Origin of the sequence: Nostoc piscinale CENA21, assembly GCF_001298445.1 — a bacterium.
Classification (GTDB): Bacteria; Cyanobacteriota; Cyanobacteriia; order Cyanobacteriales; family Nostocaceae; genus Nostoc_B; species Nostoc_B piscinale_A.
Genome location: NZ_CP012036.1, coordinates 3,782,572 through 3,801,026 on the forward strand (window position 1 = coordinate 3,782,572; position 18,455 = coordinate 3,801,026).

The 18,455-nt window shown below is 42.5% G+C and carries 11 protein-coding genes and 3 pseudogenes; 2 read left to right on the plus strand and 12 right to left on the minus strand.

All coding sequences use genetic code 11. The features are described from left to right. Positions 1-55 precede the first annotated feature (55 nt). The 6 genes and pseudogenes from ACX27_RS16425 to purE all read right to left on the minus strand — a co-directional run bounded on the left by ACX27_RS16425 (position 56) and on the right by purE (position 7,635). Positions 56-1,250: pseudogene (locus tag ACX27_RS16425) on the minus strand (4-hydroxy-3-methylbut-2-enyl diphosphate reductase). A 134-nt stretch (positions 1,251-1,384) separates the two neighbouring features. Then, entirely contained in the window at positions 1,385-2,197 is an 813-nt protein-coding gene (locus tag ACX27_RS16430; RefSeq protein ID WP_062294415.1) for an SGNH/GDSL hydrolase family protein, read from the minus strand. 206 nt (positions 2,198-2,403) lie between these two features. Further along, a pseudogene (locus tag ACX27_RS16435) lies at positions 2,404-3,763 on the minus strand (ammonium transporter). A 353-nt stretch (positions 3,764-4,116) separates the two neighbouring features. After that, positions 4,117-4,440 carry a YnfA family protein gene (locus ACX27_RS16440; protein ID WP_062294417.1) on the minus strand — a complete coding sequence of 108 codons (324 nt, stop codon included), beginning with the start codon at positions 4,438-4,440 and terminating at the stop codon, positions 4,117-4,119. Positions 4,441-4,643: 203 nt separating this feature from the next. Further along, positions 4,644-6,245, minus strand: coding sequence for an ammonium transporter (locus ACX27_RS16445; protein ID WP_062294419.1), 1,602 nt, complete (start codon positions 6,243-6,245; stop codon positions 4,644-4,646). Positions 6,246-7,116: 871 nt separating this feature from the next. Then, positions 7,117-7,635 carry a 5-(carboxyamino)imidazole ribonucleotide mutase gene (gene purE, locus ACX27_RS16450; RefSeq protein WP_062294421.1) on the minus strand — a complete coding sequence of 173 codons (519 nt, stop codon included), beginning with the start codon at positions 7,633-7,635 and terminating at the stop codon, positions 7,117-7,119. A 98-nt stretch (positions 7,636-7,733) separates the two neighbouring features. On the opposite strand from purE, the gene nagA reads away from it, so the two are divergent. Next, complete coding sequence (gene nagA / locus ACX27_RS16455; protein WP_062294422.1) at positions 7,734-8,903, plus strand: N-acetylglucosamine-6-phosphate deacetylase; 1,170 nt, start codon at positions 7,734-7,736, stop codon at positions 8,901-8,903. A 1,105-nt stretch (positions 8,904-10,008) separates the two neighbouring features. Here the strand turns inward: nagA and pstB are convergent. The 4 genes from pstB to pstS form a co-directional block, all read right to left on the minus strand. After that, a complete protein-coding gene (gene pstB, locus ACX27_RS16460; protein WP_062294424.1) occupies positions 10,009-10,815 on the minus strand; it encodes a phosphate ABC transporter ATP-binding protein PstB in 807 nt (268 codons plus the stop codon). 63 nt (positions 10,816-10,878) lie between these two features. Further along, on the minus strand, positions 10,879-11,760 hold the full coding sequence (pstA, locus tag ACX27_RS16465) for a phosphate ABC transporter permease PstA (protein WP_062294427.1): 882 nt from the start codon (positions 11,758-11,760) through the stop codon (positions 10,879-10,881). A gap of 9 nt (positions 11,761-11,769) precedes the next feature. After that, positions 11,770-12,720, minus strand: a complete 951-nt coding sequence (pstC, locus tag ACX27_RS16470) for a phosphate ABC transporter permease subunit PstC (RefSeq protein ID WP_062294428.1) — start codon at positions 12,718-12,720, stop codon at positions 11,770-11,772. Between the two features lie 180 nt (positions 12,721-12,900). Continuing rightward, on the minus strand, positions 12,901-14,085 hold the full coding sequence (gene pstS, locus ACX27_RS16475; protein WP_062294430.1) for a phosphate ABC transporter substrate-binding protein PstS: 1,185 nt from the start codon (positions 14,083-14,085) through the stop codon (positions 12,901-12,903). A gap of 208 nt (positions 14,086-14,293) precedes the next feature. Between pstS and cruG the strand changes: the two genes are divergently transcribed. Beyond that, complete coding sequence (gene cruG, locus ACX27_RS16480) at positions 14,294-15,481, plus strand: 2'-O-glycosyltransferase CruG (protein WP_062294433.1); 1,188 nt, start codon at positions 14,294-14,296, stop codon at positions 15,479-15,481. A gap of 179 nt (positions 15,482-15,660) precedes the next feature. On the opposite strand, the gene rnhA is transcribed toward cruG, so the two are convergent. After that, entirely contained in the window at positions 15,661-16,569 is a 909-nt protein-coding gene (gene rnhA / locus ACX27_RS16485) for a ribonuclease HI (protein ID WP_062294434.1), read from the minus strand. A 216-nt stretch (positions 16,570-16,785) separates the two neighbouring features. Next, positions 16,786-18,337: pseudogene (locus ACX27_RS16490) on the minus strand (YcjF family protein). Positions 18,338-18,455 lie beyond the last annotated feature (118 nt).

Below are 18,455 nucleotides of genomic sequence, written 5' to 3' on the forward strand. Positions count from 1 at the left end.
CAAAACCCTTACACCCATTTTCAACAGACAATTTTTGTGCGTCAGTCCAAAAATTTTAAGCTTTGAGGCTAAAAATCTTTTCAATTACATCTTCGACAACTTTATCAGGGGTGGATGCGCCAGAAGTCACACCGACGACGATTTTACCTGCTGGTAGCCAATTTTCGGCGATCGCTAATTCTCCATTTAACTGGCGATGTTGAATGGCGTTACCTGATTTAATTCGTTCTACCGAATCAATGTGGTAAGAAGGAATACCTTTTTCAAAGGCAATTTGTTGCAATTGGGTAGTATTTGATGAGTTAAACCCGCCAATTACCACCATTAAATCTAATTCATGTTGTACTAATTCCAACATAGCATCTTGTCGCTCTTGGGTAGCATCACAGATAGTATTAAAGCTTTGAAAATGATCATTTAATTGGTCGGGGCCATATTTCTGCATCATCGTCCGTTCAAACAGCTTACCAATCTGCTCGGTTTCCCCTTTTAACATAGTAGTTTGGTTCGCAATCCCCACCCGTTCTAAATCTTGATCTGGGTCAAAACCAGCAGAACAAGCTTTAGCAAATTTTTGCAAAAATTCTTCTCGATTACCACCATTTAAAATGTAGTCAGCAACATATTGCGCTTCTTTTAAATTTAGAACAATTAAATATTTACCAGCAAAGGAACTAGTTGCAACCGTTTCTTCGTGTTTATATTTACCGTGAATAATTGAGGTGTAGTCGACTTTTTTTATGCTTTTCCACGGTATTCCAAACTTTAGAGACCCAAGGGCAAGTTGTATCAACTATTTTGCAGCCTTTATCGTGTAATATCTGCATTTCTTGAATGCTGGCTCCAAATGCAGGTAGGATAACTACATCGTTATTCTCCACAACCGAAAAGTCTTTTTTGCCTGTTTCTACAGGAATGAATTTAACTTCCATTTCCTGCATTCGCTGATTTACAGAAGGATTGTGGATAATTTCGTTAGTAATCCAAATGCGTTCGGTGGGGAAGTGTTGACGAGTTTCGTAAGCCATTGCAACAGCGCGTTCTACACCCCAGCAAAACCCAAAAGCTTGGGCTAACCGGATGGTAACATCACCCCGTTGCAGACTGTAATTGCGATCGCGGATTTCTTGAATCAAACTGCTGTGATACTCAGATTGCAACTGGGTTGTGACCTCGGCTTGATGGCCAAACCCCTTGCGATTGTAATTTTCTGAATGTTGGAGTGAACGTTTAAAAGCTTTTGTATCCATGTTTAATTCTGTGGTGTCTCCTCCTTCTGATTTTCGCGCGTGGAGACCAAATTTAGAAGTGTGAAGTGTGAAGTCTAAAATTTTCCCCCTTGTTTACCTTGTCCCCCTGTCCTCCTTGTCTACCTTATCTTCCCCTACTCTCCACCCGATTGAGTATAAATCTGCAATGCAGTCCGCCAAACCAAATAACCGGCAGGACTGAGATGTAACCCATCTGTGGAAAGTTCTGGACGGAGATTACCTTGTTGATTAGCAAATAAGGAATATAAATCGAGATATTTTGCTTTGCGTCTAGCGGCTATGCGTTGTAATTGTTCATTTAATTGGCGAATGCGACTATTGGGAATAGTTAAAAGTTTGTCTCGCCCTTCCCAAGTGGCTTCTTCTGCGCCATGTGGCAAAATCGACTGAACAACAATTTGGGCTGTGGGATGAGTTTTGCGGAGATATCTGATAATTTGCCGCAGATTCTCTAAAATCACTTCATCACTCTCTCCCCGAATGAGGTCATTAATGCCAATCATGACAAAAATCACCTCTGGTTTAGTGCTATCAAATATATCTAATCTTTTTAAGAGTCCTGTGCTGTTTTCGCCAGAAATTGCTTGATTCAGCCAATATCGATTTTCTGGTAATAATTCTGTGGGGAACCAGAGACTGATAGAATCTCCTACCAAGATACTTAAATGCTCAGGATTTTTCTCAGTCGCAGCTTGAGCTTCTTGTTTAAGAATATCTAACCACTGTTGGTAATTAAGTTGATGATGACGGCCTAACTCTGGTGCGACAGTTTGGGATGTATTTGTTTGTTGTGACGGCGAACTACCAAAAACAGCGGTCAATCTCTGCTGTTGCAAAATTAGCAGGATGACCGCCAACATCAGTATGCCGTTGGTTGCCAACGATAACAATGCCCAAATGGGGAAGGTTTTTGCAGAAGTGGTCACGACTAGCGAAATTTGCCAATAATTTGACTCAAATTTTACCCGCTAGTTCGCAAAAGTCACACTATCTTTAGTAATTGCTTTTACATTGACCACTATCGGCATAGTATGGTAACTGGCTTCGAGGTAGAGCGGAGGGAAAAGATTCTCCCCCTTGCACCCTGCTCCCTGCTAAGTCTACAAATCCATGTTGGATTGCTGCTGGAGAATTAAGTAATAGGTCTATCTCCACCAAATTCAGAGTTGTAACCTTCTTCACCGTGTTCGTTGATATCCAAGCCTTGAATTTCCGCTTCTTCTTTAACGCGCAAACCAACGGTAGCATCGATTACTTTGAGAATAATAAAAGTACCAACTGCGGCGATCGCATAAGCAACTACAATTGCTGCTATTTCTACTCCTAGTTCTGCAAAGTTACCTTTCAGTACACCATCTTTACCGCCGCCATTGACTTGGGTAGTGGCAAAGATAGCAGTCAAAATTGCTCCAACTGTACCACCTACACCATGTACAGGATATGTATCTAAGGCATCGTCCACTTGGAATTTATGTTTGAAACTCACCGCATAAAAGCAAACAAAAGAGGTAATAAAACCAATTAAAATCGATGCCAAAGGAGTGACAAATCCGGCGGCTGGAGTAATACCAACCAGACCTGCAACTGCACCTGTGGCTGCACCTACGGCTGTGGGTTTACCTCGTAGTACTGCTTCTAAAATTAGCCACATCAAAGCAGCAGCAGCAGCAGAGGTATTAGTAGCAACAAAAGCAGTGGTCGCTAGGTTTGTTACTACATCACCAGAAGTTCCACTAGCAACAGATAAAGCACTACCAGCATTGAAGCCAAACCAACCAAACCACAGCAAGCCAGCACCTAACAAGATAAAAGGCACGTTGTGAGGTGGGCTGAGGCGGTCGGGGTGAGTTTTGCGGGGGCCAAGAACAATTGCAGCTACTAATGCTGATACACCAGAACTAATGTGAACGACTGTACCACCAGCAAAGTCAAGAGCGCCTAAACCACCGTATAAGCCGAGGAATCCACCTTTAGCCCAAACCATGTGAGCAAGAGGACTGTAAACAAAGGTTGACCACAGCAAGACAAACAAACTGTAGGCGCGGAAACTCATCCGTTCCGCGATCGCCCCAGAAATCAAGGCTGGGGTGATAATGGCAAACATGGCTTGATAAATCATGTATGCCTGATGGGGAATTGTCCCAGCATAAGAAACTACGTCTTGTGGTTCAGAACCTTGGAGATAATTCGTTGTTTCTAACCCGACACCGTTTAACCCCAGCCATTGCAAACCCCCGATAATCGCGTTTCCTGGAGCAAAAGCCAAGCTATAGCCCCACAAAACCCAGGTAACACCCACAATGGCCATCAACACAAAGCTCATCATCAAGGTGTTGAGGATATTGCGCGATCGCACAAATCCACCGTAAAAAAAACGCTAATCCTGGTGTCATCAACAAAACTAGTGCTGATGATACCAGCATAAAAGCTGTATCTCCTGTATCAGCCGCAGGTGGTGTGGCTGCTGATGTTTGGGCATAAGCACTACCCATGAGCGGCAATCCTAACAGGAATATAGTAAGAGCCGCGATCGTGAAAACTTTCTTCAACACTTATTTCTGTCCCCTTCTCTCATAAATCAAGATTTTGTGTATACTTAAATACATTTCATGCTTTTTTGCAACTGTTTTTTGTCGTGAAAGATACTCAACAGAATTTATTTTTAAAAGATTAACAAAAATATAATCCTTGTGATAGTTGATCAGACATTAATTAATGTGTATCCAAGAAAATCTGACATTTTTGTTCAAGTCACTATATTTCTGTTTGGATGTAAAAAAACTTAACAATTTGAATTAGCATCTTCAGCACAGAATCAGTAAACAATTCACAAGAGGAATTGCACTTAATTCCGAGGTGCGAACATGATAATTAGGACACTAAGTAATGCAACAAAAGTCCCAATCAAGTCATAATTATCGGGTGTAACTTTATCTACTCGCCAACCCCAAAGCATTGCCATAACAATAAACACGCCACCATAAGCCGCATAAACTCGCCCAAAATTTGCAGGTTGAAAAGTAGAAATTACGCCATATACAACTAAAGTAATTCCACCCAAAATTCCTAACCAAAATGACTGGCCTTGTCTTAACCACAACCAGATGAGATAACAGCCTCCTAGTTCAAATAAACCAGTCCAAACAAAATATATTAGAGATTTAATCATTATCCAAAACTCAAATATTAAGCTGTAACCCGTAATTTATATGAACAATAAAGATAAGGCAGACAAGGAAGAGAGATTTTAGGATTGCTATATTATCTATCACCTGTAACCTGTAACCTATCACCTGATAATAAGTAAAAAACCACCCACTAAAAATTTTAGGAGTGGATATTAGTCAGCAATAAGATGAGAAATGTAGAGACTTACAAGGTACTTGGTAAATCACCACCTGATGAAATTTCTCCAGAACTTGGCCCTTCCGAAAAACCACTAGGACTAGCTTCTTTCAAAAATCCACTGTAAGCTTCCATACCGTGTTCACCGATATCTAAGCCTTCTAATTCTTCTTCTCTGGTGACTCTAATACCTAAAGTTGCTTTCAGCACTAACCAGAAGATGGTGCTAAGAAGAACAGTCATTCCCCCAACAGCAAGAATACCAATTATCTGGGGTATTAATGTGCCGAAACCACCGCCAGCGAATAAACCATGTGGGCCGACTGGTTTACCTGCTAGGTCAACCATCCAAGGATAACCACCAGGGCCGACAGCAAATAAACCAACGCAAAGAGTTCCCCAAATACCGCAAACAAGGTGAACTGAGGTAGCACCTACAGGGTCATCAATGCCGAGTTTGTCAAAAAATGGCACAGAGAAAACTACTAAAATACCAGCAATCAAGCCAATAACGATGGAACTAGGAATGCTGACGTAAGCACAAGAAGCGGTAATACCCACCAAACCAGCCAAGATTCCGTTAATAATCATCGACAAGTCTGGCTTACCCAAGTACACCCAAGCCACAACAGTAGCAGCAATTCCACCAACTGCGCCCGCCATGTTGGTTGTTAAAGCAATGTGAGTGATTGCATTGGGGTCAGCCGCCATTACAGAACCAGGGTTGAATCCAAACCAGCCCAACCACAAAATCAAGCAACCCAAAGTAGCAATACTCATATTGTGGCCAGGGAGAGCCACTGCTTGCTTATCTTGATATTTTCCAATGCGTGGCCCTAAAAATGCTGCTCCCATCAATGCAGCCCAACCACCAACTGAGTGAACGACAGTAGAACCAGCAAAATCCCAAAAACCCATATCTGCCAGCCAGCCAGCGCCCCAAATCCAGTGTCCAGTAATGGGGTAGGCAATACCGACGAGTAATAAGCTGAAAACTAAGAAGTCTACAAACTTAATCCGTTCTGCAACAGCACCAGACACAATTGTGGCTGCTGTTCCAGCAAACACTAGCTGGAATAAGAACTTAGCCGCTAAAGGAACGCCTGTCCAATTCAGGGCGCTAAATACTCCTTGATAAGCATCGCCAGTGGCAGGGCTGTTATCTGCACCTGCTAAAAATAAACCACTGAGTCCGATGAAGTCATTGCCATCGCCAAACATTAAACCAAAACCGATCGCCCAAAATGCTACGGTCGATAAGGCAAATACAATTAAGTTTTTGGCAAGAACGTTAACGGCGTTTTTCTGACGGCAAAAGCCGGTTTCTAACATACAGAAACCGGCGTTCATGAAGAATACTAAAAAGGCAGCGATCGCCACCCATAATGTATCAAGTGCAATTTTTAAATCTGCTGTTGTTGGCCCCGCAGGCGCTGGAGTTTGGGCAACCGCTACATAACTCCATCCCAAAACAATTAAACAAGCTAAAGGTAAACAAGCTCGCCAACTGGGAGACAGCCGCTTAATTGCTAAATTTAACTGCTTGACTTTTGAGTTAAATCCTGTATTTTTAGAGTAATTTCTGGCCGATGATCGCCTGATTTTTATTTTTGATTTTTGTCTTTGCATGAGTTTGAACCTCACCCTCCAAACTGTCCTGAAAGGAAAAACATCTAGAGCAAAAAACTAATACTCTCAGTCAAAAGTAGTGGTTTTTGATCCGAATCTTTAAACCACTTGTTTCCACGCCAGAAAGCCAAACAACCCAAGCATGAGTTTAGAAGTTTTCCTAAACTCGTTGTAAATATTTTTTGCTGTTATCCTTAAGAAATTATTATGTATTATCCGCAACCGTCAAGTGTTCTTCACCTAATCTTTAATCTTGAATTATCATGTTTGACGTGCTTAATTGCTGGCAGTTGTCAACACAATGGTTGCCAGAAAATATGCCTACATTAACACATCATTTGCATAATACATTCAGATAATGGTGACCATACTAATGTGAAGTTCTCAAAAATCACATAACAGAAATTCTGCAAACCCTACTTGTTCTAAACATTGCTGAACTCACAAATAAATTTGATTGATTTTCTATTTATCAAAATTGCAATTCTGTATATTTAGATACTGTTTCTCCAAGCTTGTGTTTTTTACTACGCTAAAAGAAATGAAAGTAAAAACCACATCCTTTACAGGGATTGGATTTATCCTCTTCGATAAAGAAAATCCTCGAATAATATTAAATTTTTATAAAAAAAATTAATTGATTGTTACTTACTCAGTGGAGTGACAATCATCACCGAAGAGGACAAGGAGCAGGGAGCGGGGAGTAAGGGGGAGAATATTTCCCAATTCCTCCTGCACCCTGCACAAGAGCTAGGTCTACACAGAAATATTGGGTTAGTAAACTGCTAGGGCGTTCATTTGGGATAGAGTACAAGATCCGTCTCAGACTATCCCCCTTGCTTCCTACTCCCCTGCCTCTTTTGACCTGCGGTTAAAGTTCTTCTTTGAGATATTGTTCATAACCTAGCTGTGCTAATTTTGCTTGCTTGTTCATCACCAATTCACAGAGAGATTGGCGGTATTGCTGTACTTTGGCAAATAATTCTGGTTGGTGAGTAGCTAAAATCTGCACAGCTAACAGCCCAGCATTCTTCGCATTCCCAATGGCAACTGTGGCCACGGGGATACCGGCTGGCATTTGGACAATAGAATATAAAGAATCAACGCCTTGCAAATTGCGGGTAGCCACAGGTACGCCAATTACTGGCAAAGCTGTAAGAGAAGCTACCATACCAGGGAGATGCGCTGCGCCACCAGCACCGGCGATAATCACCTTAAGACCCCTTTCATGGGCGGTTTGGGCATACTGCACCATACGTTCTGGGGTACGGTGGGCAGAAACTATAGCCACTTCCGTTTCTAGACCAAACTCTGTGCAAACTGCGATCGCATCTTTCATAGTGGGCAAATCAGAGTCGCTGCCCATGATAATACCGACAAGGGGAGACATAGAATTTTTGATTTTTGATTTGGGATTTTCGATTAAAGGCTGATTGCGAGATTTACAATCGTGTCAGACTTAGACTTAGCTACTTTCAGTCCAAGGTGATGACCCAAGCAACACACAAACCCATCGCTTCAAATGTAGATATTATCAATGCGCGTGTACCTGGTTATCAAGATTTACAGATGCTCTTAGTGAATCACGAAGGTGTGATTGAACAAATCTTGCCAATGGGTACGGTATTCAAACGAATTCCACCACCGGATTTACAAACATGGGATGTAGCTGGTGATTGGATTTCATTAGGCGGTGTTGATTTACAGATTAATGGGGCGCTAGGCTTGGCGTTTACCGAATTAACACCAGATAACGCGGCAATGTTGCCGAAAATTTCGCAATATTTGTGGGATGCTGGTGTGGATGCTTATTTACCAACCTTAGTCACCACTTCCATCGAAAATATTCAGCGATCGCTGGCCATTATTGCTGATTTTGCTGCTCGTTCCACAACGGGGGCGAAAATTCTCGGTGTACATTTAGAAGGGCCATTTTTGAATTATGGTAAGCGTGGCGCACATCCAGCCGAATATCTCTTACCCCTGACAATTGAGGAAGTCAAACGGGTATTAGGCAATTATGCCTCTATTGTCAAAATTATTACCTTAGCACCAGAATTAGATCCCGGTGGTGAAGTCATAGCATATTTGCGTTCTTTGGATATCACCGTCAGTTTAGGACATTCTCAGGCAACTGCCGACCAAGCCCAACAAGCCTTTGATTTGGGTGCAACGATGGTAACTCATGCCTTTAACGCTATGCCACCTTTACATCACCGCGAACCGGGATTATTAGGGGCAGCAATTACCAATCCCAATGTTATGTGTGGTTTGATTGCCGATGGGCAACATGTCGCGCCGACAATGCTAAAAATTCTCTTGCGGGCGACTCAAGAACTATTCTTAGTCAGTGATGCCCTAGCACCTCTGGGGCTACCTGATGGGATATATCCTTGGGACAGCCGCCACATTGAAGTGAAAAACGGTACAGCCCGGTTACTAGATGGAACATTGACAGGCACGACTTTGCCGTTATTCGTGGGAGTACAGAATTTATTGAAATGGGGAATCTGTGATCTAGAAAGAGCGATCGCTTTAGCTACTAATGCCCCCAGAAAAGCCATGAATCTACCTGTAATTTCTCCAGGGCAACCTGCTAATTTATTACGCTGGCATTGGGATGAAACTACCAAAGAACTAACTTGGCAGCGACTATAGGCAGAGGCAAGTTGTTGAACATTTAAGAAAGCACATTGAGGCCGCAAGGGGGCAGGGTGCAGGGTGCAAGGGAGATGGTTTGAAGTTCTTGTTAGCATATCCCCACTCCTGTATGGGCAGGTTAATGAAGAATTTCGTCTATAGCAATCCTAAATGATTTATCAACATCTCTCTCCCTTGTCTACCCTGTCTACCTTGTCTTTTTGTCTTTGTTGTTCACATATCAACTAGGACTGCTATATCCACAGATTGATTGACTGAACCCGCCCCTACATACTCCCATAAAAAAAAGAGTGGGAGGAGGCATACCAATCGCCTCATTCTCCCACTCAACATTTGCTGCTGTAGCGTCCAGGATGATGTACAAATATTGCCTTTTTATTTAGGGGGCTAAGTTGTGCGAAAATGGCAATGTCTATACATTTTGAATCCTGGTTGCAGCAAATGTGAAGCCTGATTGATCAATGTAGATTTTGCAAATTAATTATCTATAATTTGCTATTAAGTATATATAATAATCAACAGTAAAATTGGTGGTTCATTTGCTAGGTAGACCCTGATAACAAAACCCTTGAAGTCGTTTATCTTTCATAAATTTAGCGCAGTTAATTGGGGTTATGTTGCCATTTTGGCAGGTTTTTCCGCATTATCTAAAAACTTTGAGTGTTAATCACCCCAAAGCAGCATATATCAACTTTCCTGTTGAATCAGAATCAAAATTTATGGCAACCCTACTGGGAATCAAAAACGCGATCGCCACATTTGAGATACTTTATTAAAAGTATGTAATAGCCTACTAAACACAGTTTATAATATCAACAGATGATAAAACTGATACCGCAAACGGCTTTTCATCCTATCCCTGTAATACCAATTCACTATTCACAATGACGCGACGCTCGTTCCTCGCTAACGCTTCGCTATCGCAGGCTCGCTACCGCTTCGCTAACGCAATTAAAAAACTTAGATGTAGCAAGAATTTTATGGTTTACATCTGTATCAGATTTTTCGTGAAATGGTAGAACCCGCCATAAAAAAAATAAAATTAGATATGCACTGCATACCTAATTATCAATTTGGAAAATATTAAATTGAGTGACAATAATTAACCAAATCTACCGCTGACGTAATCGCGGGTATCTTCTTGCTGAGGATTATTGAAAATTACTTCTGTTGCGTCATACTCTACGAGATAACCGATACGACCGCCTGATTCTGTAGGACGCACATTGAAAAAGGCTGTTTTATCAGAAACCCGCGCTGCTTGCTGCATATTGTGGGTAACGATCACAATTGTATATTGCTCTTTCAGTTCATGAATTAGCTCTTCAACCCGCAATGTAGAGATAGGATCAAGCGCCGAGCAAGGTTCATCCATTAAGATGATTTCTGGTTGAACTGCGATCGCTCTGGCGATACACAATCTTTGTTGTTGTCCACCAGACAAAGATAAGCCACTTTGACGGAGTTTATCTTTAACTTCATCCCACAAAGCTGCTTGTCGCAAACTCCGTTCGACTAGCTCATCCATATTACCTTTGTAACCATTAATTTTGGCACCAAAAGTAATATTGTCATAAATTGATTTGGGGAATGGATTTGGTCTTTGAAACACCATCCCGATGCGGCGACGCACTTCTACCGGGTCAATATCAGGTGCGTATAAGTTTTTACCGTAATAAAAAACCTTACCTTCGGCTCTAAATGAATCAATTAAGTCGTTGAGACGGTTATAGCATCTGAGCAATGTACTTTTACCACAGCCAGAAGGGCCAATAAAGGCTGTTACCTTATTTCTGGGGATATCTAGCCAAATGTTCTGTAATGCTAAGTACTTGCCGTAATAAACGTTCAGATTTTCTGTGCGTAATACGGTATCTGTGCTATTTGCTGTGCTAATGTTAGTAGCCATAAAAGGTCTAGTGTAAGTTTTGGGATGGCAATGCAAATTGCTGTATATTTGATGTATAAGTGGCTAGGCTTTTTGGCGAGTTGCCCAGCGAGCAATAATACTGGTGATTAAAACCATTAACACCAATATTAAAGATGCTGCCCAAGCTAAGGACTGCCAATTTTTAAACGGAGAAATGGCAAAGTTAAAAACCAAAACAGCTAAAGAAGCTGTAGGTTGAAACAAGCTATTTGGCCAGAAAGTAGAAAATAAAGCTGTGAATATCAAAGGAGCAGTTTCACCAGCAGCTCTGGCGATCGCTAACGTTGATCCAGTTACAATAGCTGGTAATGCAGCAGGCAGTACAACCTGTGTAACAGTTTGAAAGTTAGTTGCACCTAAACCTACAGATGCTTGTCGTAAATCCTGCGATACTAACTGTAAAGCTTCATCAGTTGTTTTCACAATGATTGGCAACATCAAAATTGCCAATGCAAATCCTCCGCCAATTGCCGAATATGAGCCTAAATTCAGCCTTACTAGTGTTAACACTACAATTCCATAAGCGAATACCCCAGCAATAATCGAAGGTACTCCACTCAAGACGTTCGTAGCAAAACGTACCCACCTAGCTATTTTACCAGAACTAAACTCAGTTAGATAGATAGCAGCTATCACACCAAAAGGAATACTGATTAAAGCTGCAATTCCCACCATCAGCAAAGTTCCCACAATCGCATTCCCAAAACCACCACCTGGACGAAGGGGCGCAGGTGGCAATTCTGTAAATATGCTAAAGTTGAGACTACTAAATCCTCGAATTAAAACGTAAGAAAGAACTGCTACTAAAGGCACGAGTGCCAAAAATCCGCAGAGAATTGCCACCCCAGTCATCACTGTATTAAACAGTGTCCGAGGAGACATAGAACTACGAGTTAAACTTCTTTCTTGATAATGAGAAGTCATAAAAAAAATCTACACTCGCTTGACTCGAATAACGATAAACTCTGCCAAAATATTGACAATCAAAGTTAAGACAAATAAAACTAAAGCAGCATACATTAAAGCTGCAACCTGCAAACCACTAGCTTCTGCAAACTGATTGGCTAACAAAGAAGAAATTGTATTGGCTGGTGCAAATAGCGATGCACTAATTTTGTTGGAGTTACCAATCAACATCGTCACCGCCATCGTCTCTCCCATTGCCCGACCGAGTGCTAACATCACAGCACTGACAATTCCCGAAAAAGCCGCAGGGATCAAAACTTGAAAAATTGTTTCCCAGCGTGTTGCACCTAAACCGATTGATGCTTGGCGTAAACTGGGTGGTACAGAAATCAAAGCATCTCTAGAAATCGCCGTGATAATTGGCAAAGTCATAATTGCCAAGATGATCCCTGCTGGAAACATCCCTGGCCCTGTAGGAGAAGTACTAAACAGTGGTATCCAACCAAAGTAAGCATTCAACCATTTACCCACATTGTTTAAAATCGGGATTAAGACGAAAATTCCCCATACTCCATAAACAACGCTAGGAATTGCTGCCAGCAGTTCTACCAAGAACACCAGCACAACTTTAGCTTGGGAGGGCAGAAAATTTTCACTCAACAAAACCGCAGTCCCAACGCCAATGGGTACTGCAATTAGTAACCCAATCAAAGAACTAACTATAGTTCCATAAACTTGAGGTAATACCCCATACTCATCATTCACTGGGTTCCAAGTACTTTGTGCTAAAAAGCCAATACCAAATTTTTGAATAGCTGGCCAAGCACCAATGGCAACCTGTATAGCAATCCATAATAAAGTTGCGGCAACTGCTAGGGCAAAAACCCTAGTCAGTAAAATAAAACCTCGGTCTAAAGACCTACCGAGTTCAGAACGCTCTTTAACTGCTGATGGCAAATTTTGAGAGTTTGTAGCCATGAATACTGACTTGATAGATGAAATCAGAGAAAAATGTGAGAGCAAACCAGCTGAGTAAAATGACTTTGAAAACTTGAGGCATCAACAAGTCATTCTTAATAAAAAAGACTTTTGATTCTGGTATTAATCCAAGCAATTTTTAACGATCAATGCCTCACTAGTATTAGTGATTTTTGAACACTATTTACTAGCACTATTACTGCTACCAGTAACGGCAATTTTGTAGTCTGGGCTAATTTGGTCAGCTGCGGTTGCTACTTTTTGTACAACGTTTTGTGGCAGAGGCACATAACCTAATTCTGGAGCTAATTTCTGACCTTCGGTTAAACCATACTCAATCATCGCTTCGACTGCTTTCGCTTTAGCAGGATCAGCATATTTCTTGTAAGCCAAAATCCAAGAGTAGGTAACGATAGGATAAGAATCTGCACCTTCTGGGTCAGTGATAAATGCACGCAAGTTTTCAGGTAGAGTGACTGATTCTAAAGTTTTTGCTGCTGATTCGTCTGTAGGTACAACAAATTTGCCACCTTTGTTTTCTAAAGCAGCATATTTGAGTTGATTTTGTTTTGCATAACCATACTCAACGTAACCAATAGAGCCTTGAGTTTGTTGAATTTGGGCAGTTACACCTTCATTACCTTTACCGCCAACGCCGACTGGCCAGTTAACGGTTTTGCCATCACCAACTTTACTTTTCCATTCCGGACTGATGGTGCTGAGGTGTTGAGTAAATACGCCTGTAGTACCACTACCATCAGAGCGATGTACAACTGTAATTGCTTGCTCAGGCAATTTAGCGTCTGGGTTAGCTGCTTTAATCTTGGGGTCGTTCCAGTTTTTGATTTTGCCTAATAAGATATCGGTGTAAACTGCCCGTGGTAATTTGAGTTCAGCCACATCTGGCAAGTTGTAAGCGAGAACAATGCTCCCAGCTGTCATTGGTAACAAAATTACGCCTTTATCTTGAGGCACTTTCTTAATTTCGTCATCTTTCATTGCCACATCACTGGCACCAAAGTCAACAGTACCTTTGATAAATTGCTCAACCCCAGCACCGCTACCTACAGACTGATAGTTAACTTGTAAGTTGGGGTATTTTTTGTTTAACTCAGTGAACCAACTTGTATACAGTGGAGCTGGGAAAGAAGCTCCTGCACCTGTTAATGCAACGTTACCACCAAGATCCAATTTAGCTGGGCTGGAAGCTGTAGCATCTTGAGCAGTGCCAGTGGGTGCATCCTTGGTAGCAGAACTGTCAGAGCCTTGCTGTCCGCCACAAGCAGCTAGACTTAATGTCAGTAATAACACTGCTGTTGAAGAGGCTAATCGGTTATTTTTTATTGCATTGAGTCGTGAGCGCATCGGTGTTAATTTTCAGTAACTTTCCAGGTTAGCGCCTCTACGATAATCCTAAAAGAGAGATGTATAGGTAAACGGAAGGTTAAGAGCAAGAAAAAAAGTGTATTATTTTAACTAAATTTTACAATTCTCTCACTTTGTGAATTGATAAAATTTATACTTTACCTTGTTTTAAATTACAGATGAGCCTGAGTAGAGCTAATACAGATTTATGGACAACGCTTTGATAGTAGAAAGCGTTATACCGCTTATATTGCTACTTATTCAACTACCAGCAACGGCAATTTTGCTGTCGCGTCTCTTGAAGGGGCCGGGAAGATTACCGCCAATTCAACCCCAACAGCCCACACCAGAAATTTTTGGTAATGTCAGCGTTGTTATTCCTACATTAAACGAAGCTGGCCGCATCAGCCCTTTATTATCTGGTTTGAGTCAGCAAAGTTATGAAGTGCGAGAGATTATTGTTGTAGACAGTAATTCCCAAGATGGAACTCCTGATTTAGTCAAAGCCGCACAGCAGAGAGATCCCCGCTTTCGCGTAATGACAGATGATCCCTTACCTGCTAATTGGGTGGGTCGTCCTTGGGCTTTACATAACGGCTTTTTGCATAGTTCTGAGGATAGTGAGTGGTTTTTGGGGATGGATGCGGATACTCAACCACATCCAGGTTTAGTGGCGGGGTTAGTCAAAATCGCAGTCACCCAAGGCTATGATTTGGTGTCTTTATCACCCCAATTCATCCTTCAGTATCCTGGCGAGTGTTTATTACAACCAGCTTTATTGATGACATTGCTGTATCGCTTCGACCCAGCAGGAATTAGAACTGAACAACCAGAAAGGGTAATGGCTAATGGACAATGCTTTTTATGCCGTCGTTCGGTGTTAGCGGCTGTGGGTGGTTATAGCAGTGCTAGTAGTTCTTTTTGTGATGATGTTACTTTAGCACGGTATATTGCAGCACAAGGATATAAAGTAGGCTTTTTAGATGGTGCAAAGGTGCTGAAGGTGCGGATGTATGAGGGGGCGCTGGAAACTTGGAAGGAATGGGGACGCAGCCTTGATTTGAAAGACGCATCAAATTCTGGGCAAATTTGGGGAGATTTATGGCTACTTTCAGCAGTCCAGGGTCTGCCCTTGCTAATTATACTGACTTACTTGATTGTTATGCCCACGGCTGTCTCGCTGCCGCAGATTTTATTGCTGGGGTTGAATGGATTTCTGTTGTTGATACGCTTTGCTATGTTACTGGCGATCGCACCTTCTTATGATCGTACAACCGCTAAAGGTGGCTGGCTATTCTGGCTATCTCCTTTAGCTGATCCCATTGCCGTCTTACGCATCTTCTTATCTGCATCCCGCACGCCTAAAGAATGGCGAGGGAGAAAGTATGGTGATTAGGGAGTGCTGAGTGCTGAGTTGGATTAGACAAAGTAGACAAGGTTGAGGGGGTAGACAAGGTTGAGTAGAGTGCTGAGTGCTGAGTGGGGGTAGACAAGCTAGAAACATTACTCCCTTGTCCCCCTTATCATCCTTATCTCCCTTGTCCCCCTAGCCCCCTGCACCCCTGCACCCTTGCCTTATTCCTCCTCACCTCCCACGCGATCGCCACGTTCAAGTTCCCAAAGAATTTGATTACCTTCTCGGCGGACTCTTGATACAATCCAGTTCCGCCAGCGCCATTGATCTCCTCGACTAGTGACGGCGCTGGCGTGGACATCCATTAAGTCTGCTAATTCAGAACTAGTAATTAGATAGCCTTTTTCAGCAATTTCATCAGCGATGCGGAGAGTTTCAACTAAGTTGCGGAGTTGTTCGACCCTGATTCCAGGCGTTGTTGTGTCAATTGCGGCCGCATTCTGTGCGGTGGATGGTTCCATAGCTGTTATTTCTGATGCAGATGTAATGGGTTCCGATTTTTCTTTGTTAATTATTGTCGAGTTTGCCTTATCTTGAGAAACTTCCGCTACATTTAGTTCATGAGAAATAGGTAAAGTTTTGTAAGCATTGGTAGAAGATAATTCTTTGAGTGCAGGGACTTTACCAGCAGCAAAACTCCGGGCGATCGCATCACAGCGTTCGTTACCGACGTTACCAGCATGACCACGAACATGCTGCCAAGTAATTTGACGGGTATTTAATTCATCTAAAATTTCCAACAGGTCTTGATTTTGTACGGGATTACCATCGGCTTTTTTCCAACCTTTTCTTTTCCAGTTTTTCACCCATTTGGTAACACAGTTGATGAGATATTCGCTATCGGTATAAAGGGTGATGGGTTGGGATTGCTTTGAGGTATGGAAATATTTTAAGGCGGCGATCGCAGCTTGCATCTCCATTTTATTATTTGTTGTATGGGAGGCTGCATCACCCATTTCATGAACTGAGCCATCGTTGAAATAAACTACAACACCCCAACCTCCAGGGCCAGGATTCCCAGTACAAGCGCCATCAGTATATATACTTTGAATTATGCTTTGGCTAGACATGATAAAGATATTGAAACCGCATGGTTACGTAGAGGTGACAAAAATTTAGCGGCAAAAGATGGGTAGCAATATATATGTTACTGACGGAAAAAGCAAGTATTTGTTTGAAGGGGCTGGGGGAGATAAGGGGGACAAGGTGGACAAGGGAGACAAGGAAGCAATCTTTCTACCTTTTTTACCCCCTCTACCTTGTCTACCCCCACTCAGCACTCAGCACTACTGACTTTCTTCATCTTGATCAAGGGCTTCTACTTTGTCTTGTAAAGGTTTGACAACTCTGGCGATCGCTTCTTGAATAAAAGCTTTAATAAACTCATCGCGGCGGTTAATTTGAAACTGTCGCTGCACTACCTCGGTCATTCCGCCGTCGCCCCAATCTTGATCATGGCGAAAATACTCAATAAAACTTTTGCCGGCAATCCGCGTTAAATATGCGGCTGTTACGCCTTGAATGGCTCGGCCAATAATAAATGTGGCAACATTCAGTTGCAAAGCTGTCGAGACTAATTGAATCGCGCCTTTAACTATCCCTAAACTGGCAATAGTTTTTGCTAAAGATAAAGCTAACTCCCGCCCGCGTTCCATGTTCAACTCACAGCCGTAGACTCTGCCAATTTCTACAACCATTTGGGCGTTGACGGCGGCTGTCGCCAATAAATCTACAACTGGTAAGGGTGTGACGGAAACGACACCAGCTCCAATCCATTGAAATCGCTCAACAATTTTATCGGCCTGACGACGACGCTGGGCATCAATGAGTTTACGTGCTTCTTCGCCCAGGCGTAAAGATTGCAGCAAAATGTTATCCGCCACTAAATCCTCGCCCTCAGCTCGCAGTACAGCAGCCATCCGCCGTAGCAGTGGGACAATATCTGGTTCTGGTTGATAAAGTTCTCCTGTTTCTAATTCTGCCGATTGGGGGTTAGCCGCGATCGCCACCACATCGTGAGCGGAAATAAAGCCCCGGACTCGTTCGCGTAACCGTGCCAAAATCACTTCTTGATTTTCATCTGTGTAAAGGTCGGTTTTATTCAGAATTAACAGCGATCGCTTGCCAATTTCTGCTAAACCCCGCAATGGTTCATATTCTGAGCGACGCAGGTCATTATCTACCACAAACAACAATAAATCTGCGGCTGTTGCCAATTCTCTCGCTAACTGTTCCCTCTCTGTACCGGCGACTCCTGCTTCTAAAATTCCTGGTGTGTCGGTAATTAAAATTTTGCGTTCTAATCCCTTTAACCGCAGACAATAAGTTTCGCCGACTGTGGTAGTCCCCATTGGTGCATTGACTTCACCTACCATTCGCCCCATAATCGCATTCACCAGGGAAGTTTTACCTGCACTCCCCGTACCGAACACCACAACTTGAATTTCACCCCGTGCTAAATTAGCTTCAATTTCCCGCGATCGGCTTAATAAAGCTTGTCGGGCGACTTCATCTTGTATTTGCGACACTTGTTGGCGCACAGCTTGGAGTGTGGAGGAAGCCGCATCAGATTTTGCCGCCGGGATTTGGGCTGGTGTCACCCGCCTACGTTTTTGGCGAGAACTTTTTTTCTCCAGCCTGAAGCACCAAAACGTAATACACAAACGCCGCCACTAATCCACCAATCAAGACAACCAGCAGCAACAGCAACAAATTTCCGAGTAATGGTGAATAAGACAATTGCCAATAAAGGCGCGATAGGGAATCTATCAGCCATAGGCTCATTGCCAAAATGACAATTAGACCAACAATTAGCGTTACTATGCGCGATAAAGGCATGGGTAGCGGTAGTTAGTATTCAAGAGGCACTTTTTTAATAGTAGAACTGATGACGTGGGGAGTGGGGAGTTGGGAGTGGGGAGTTGGGAGTTGGGAGTTGGGAGTGGGGGTAGACAAG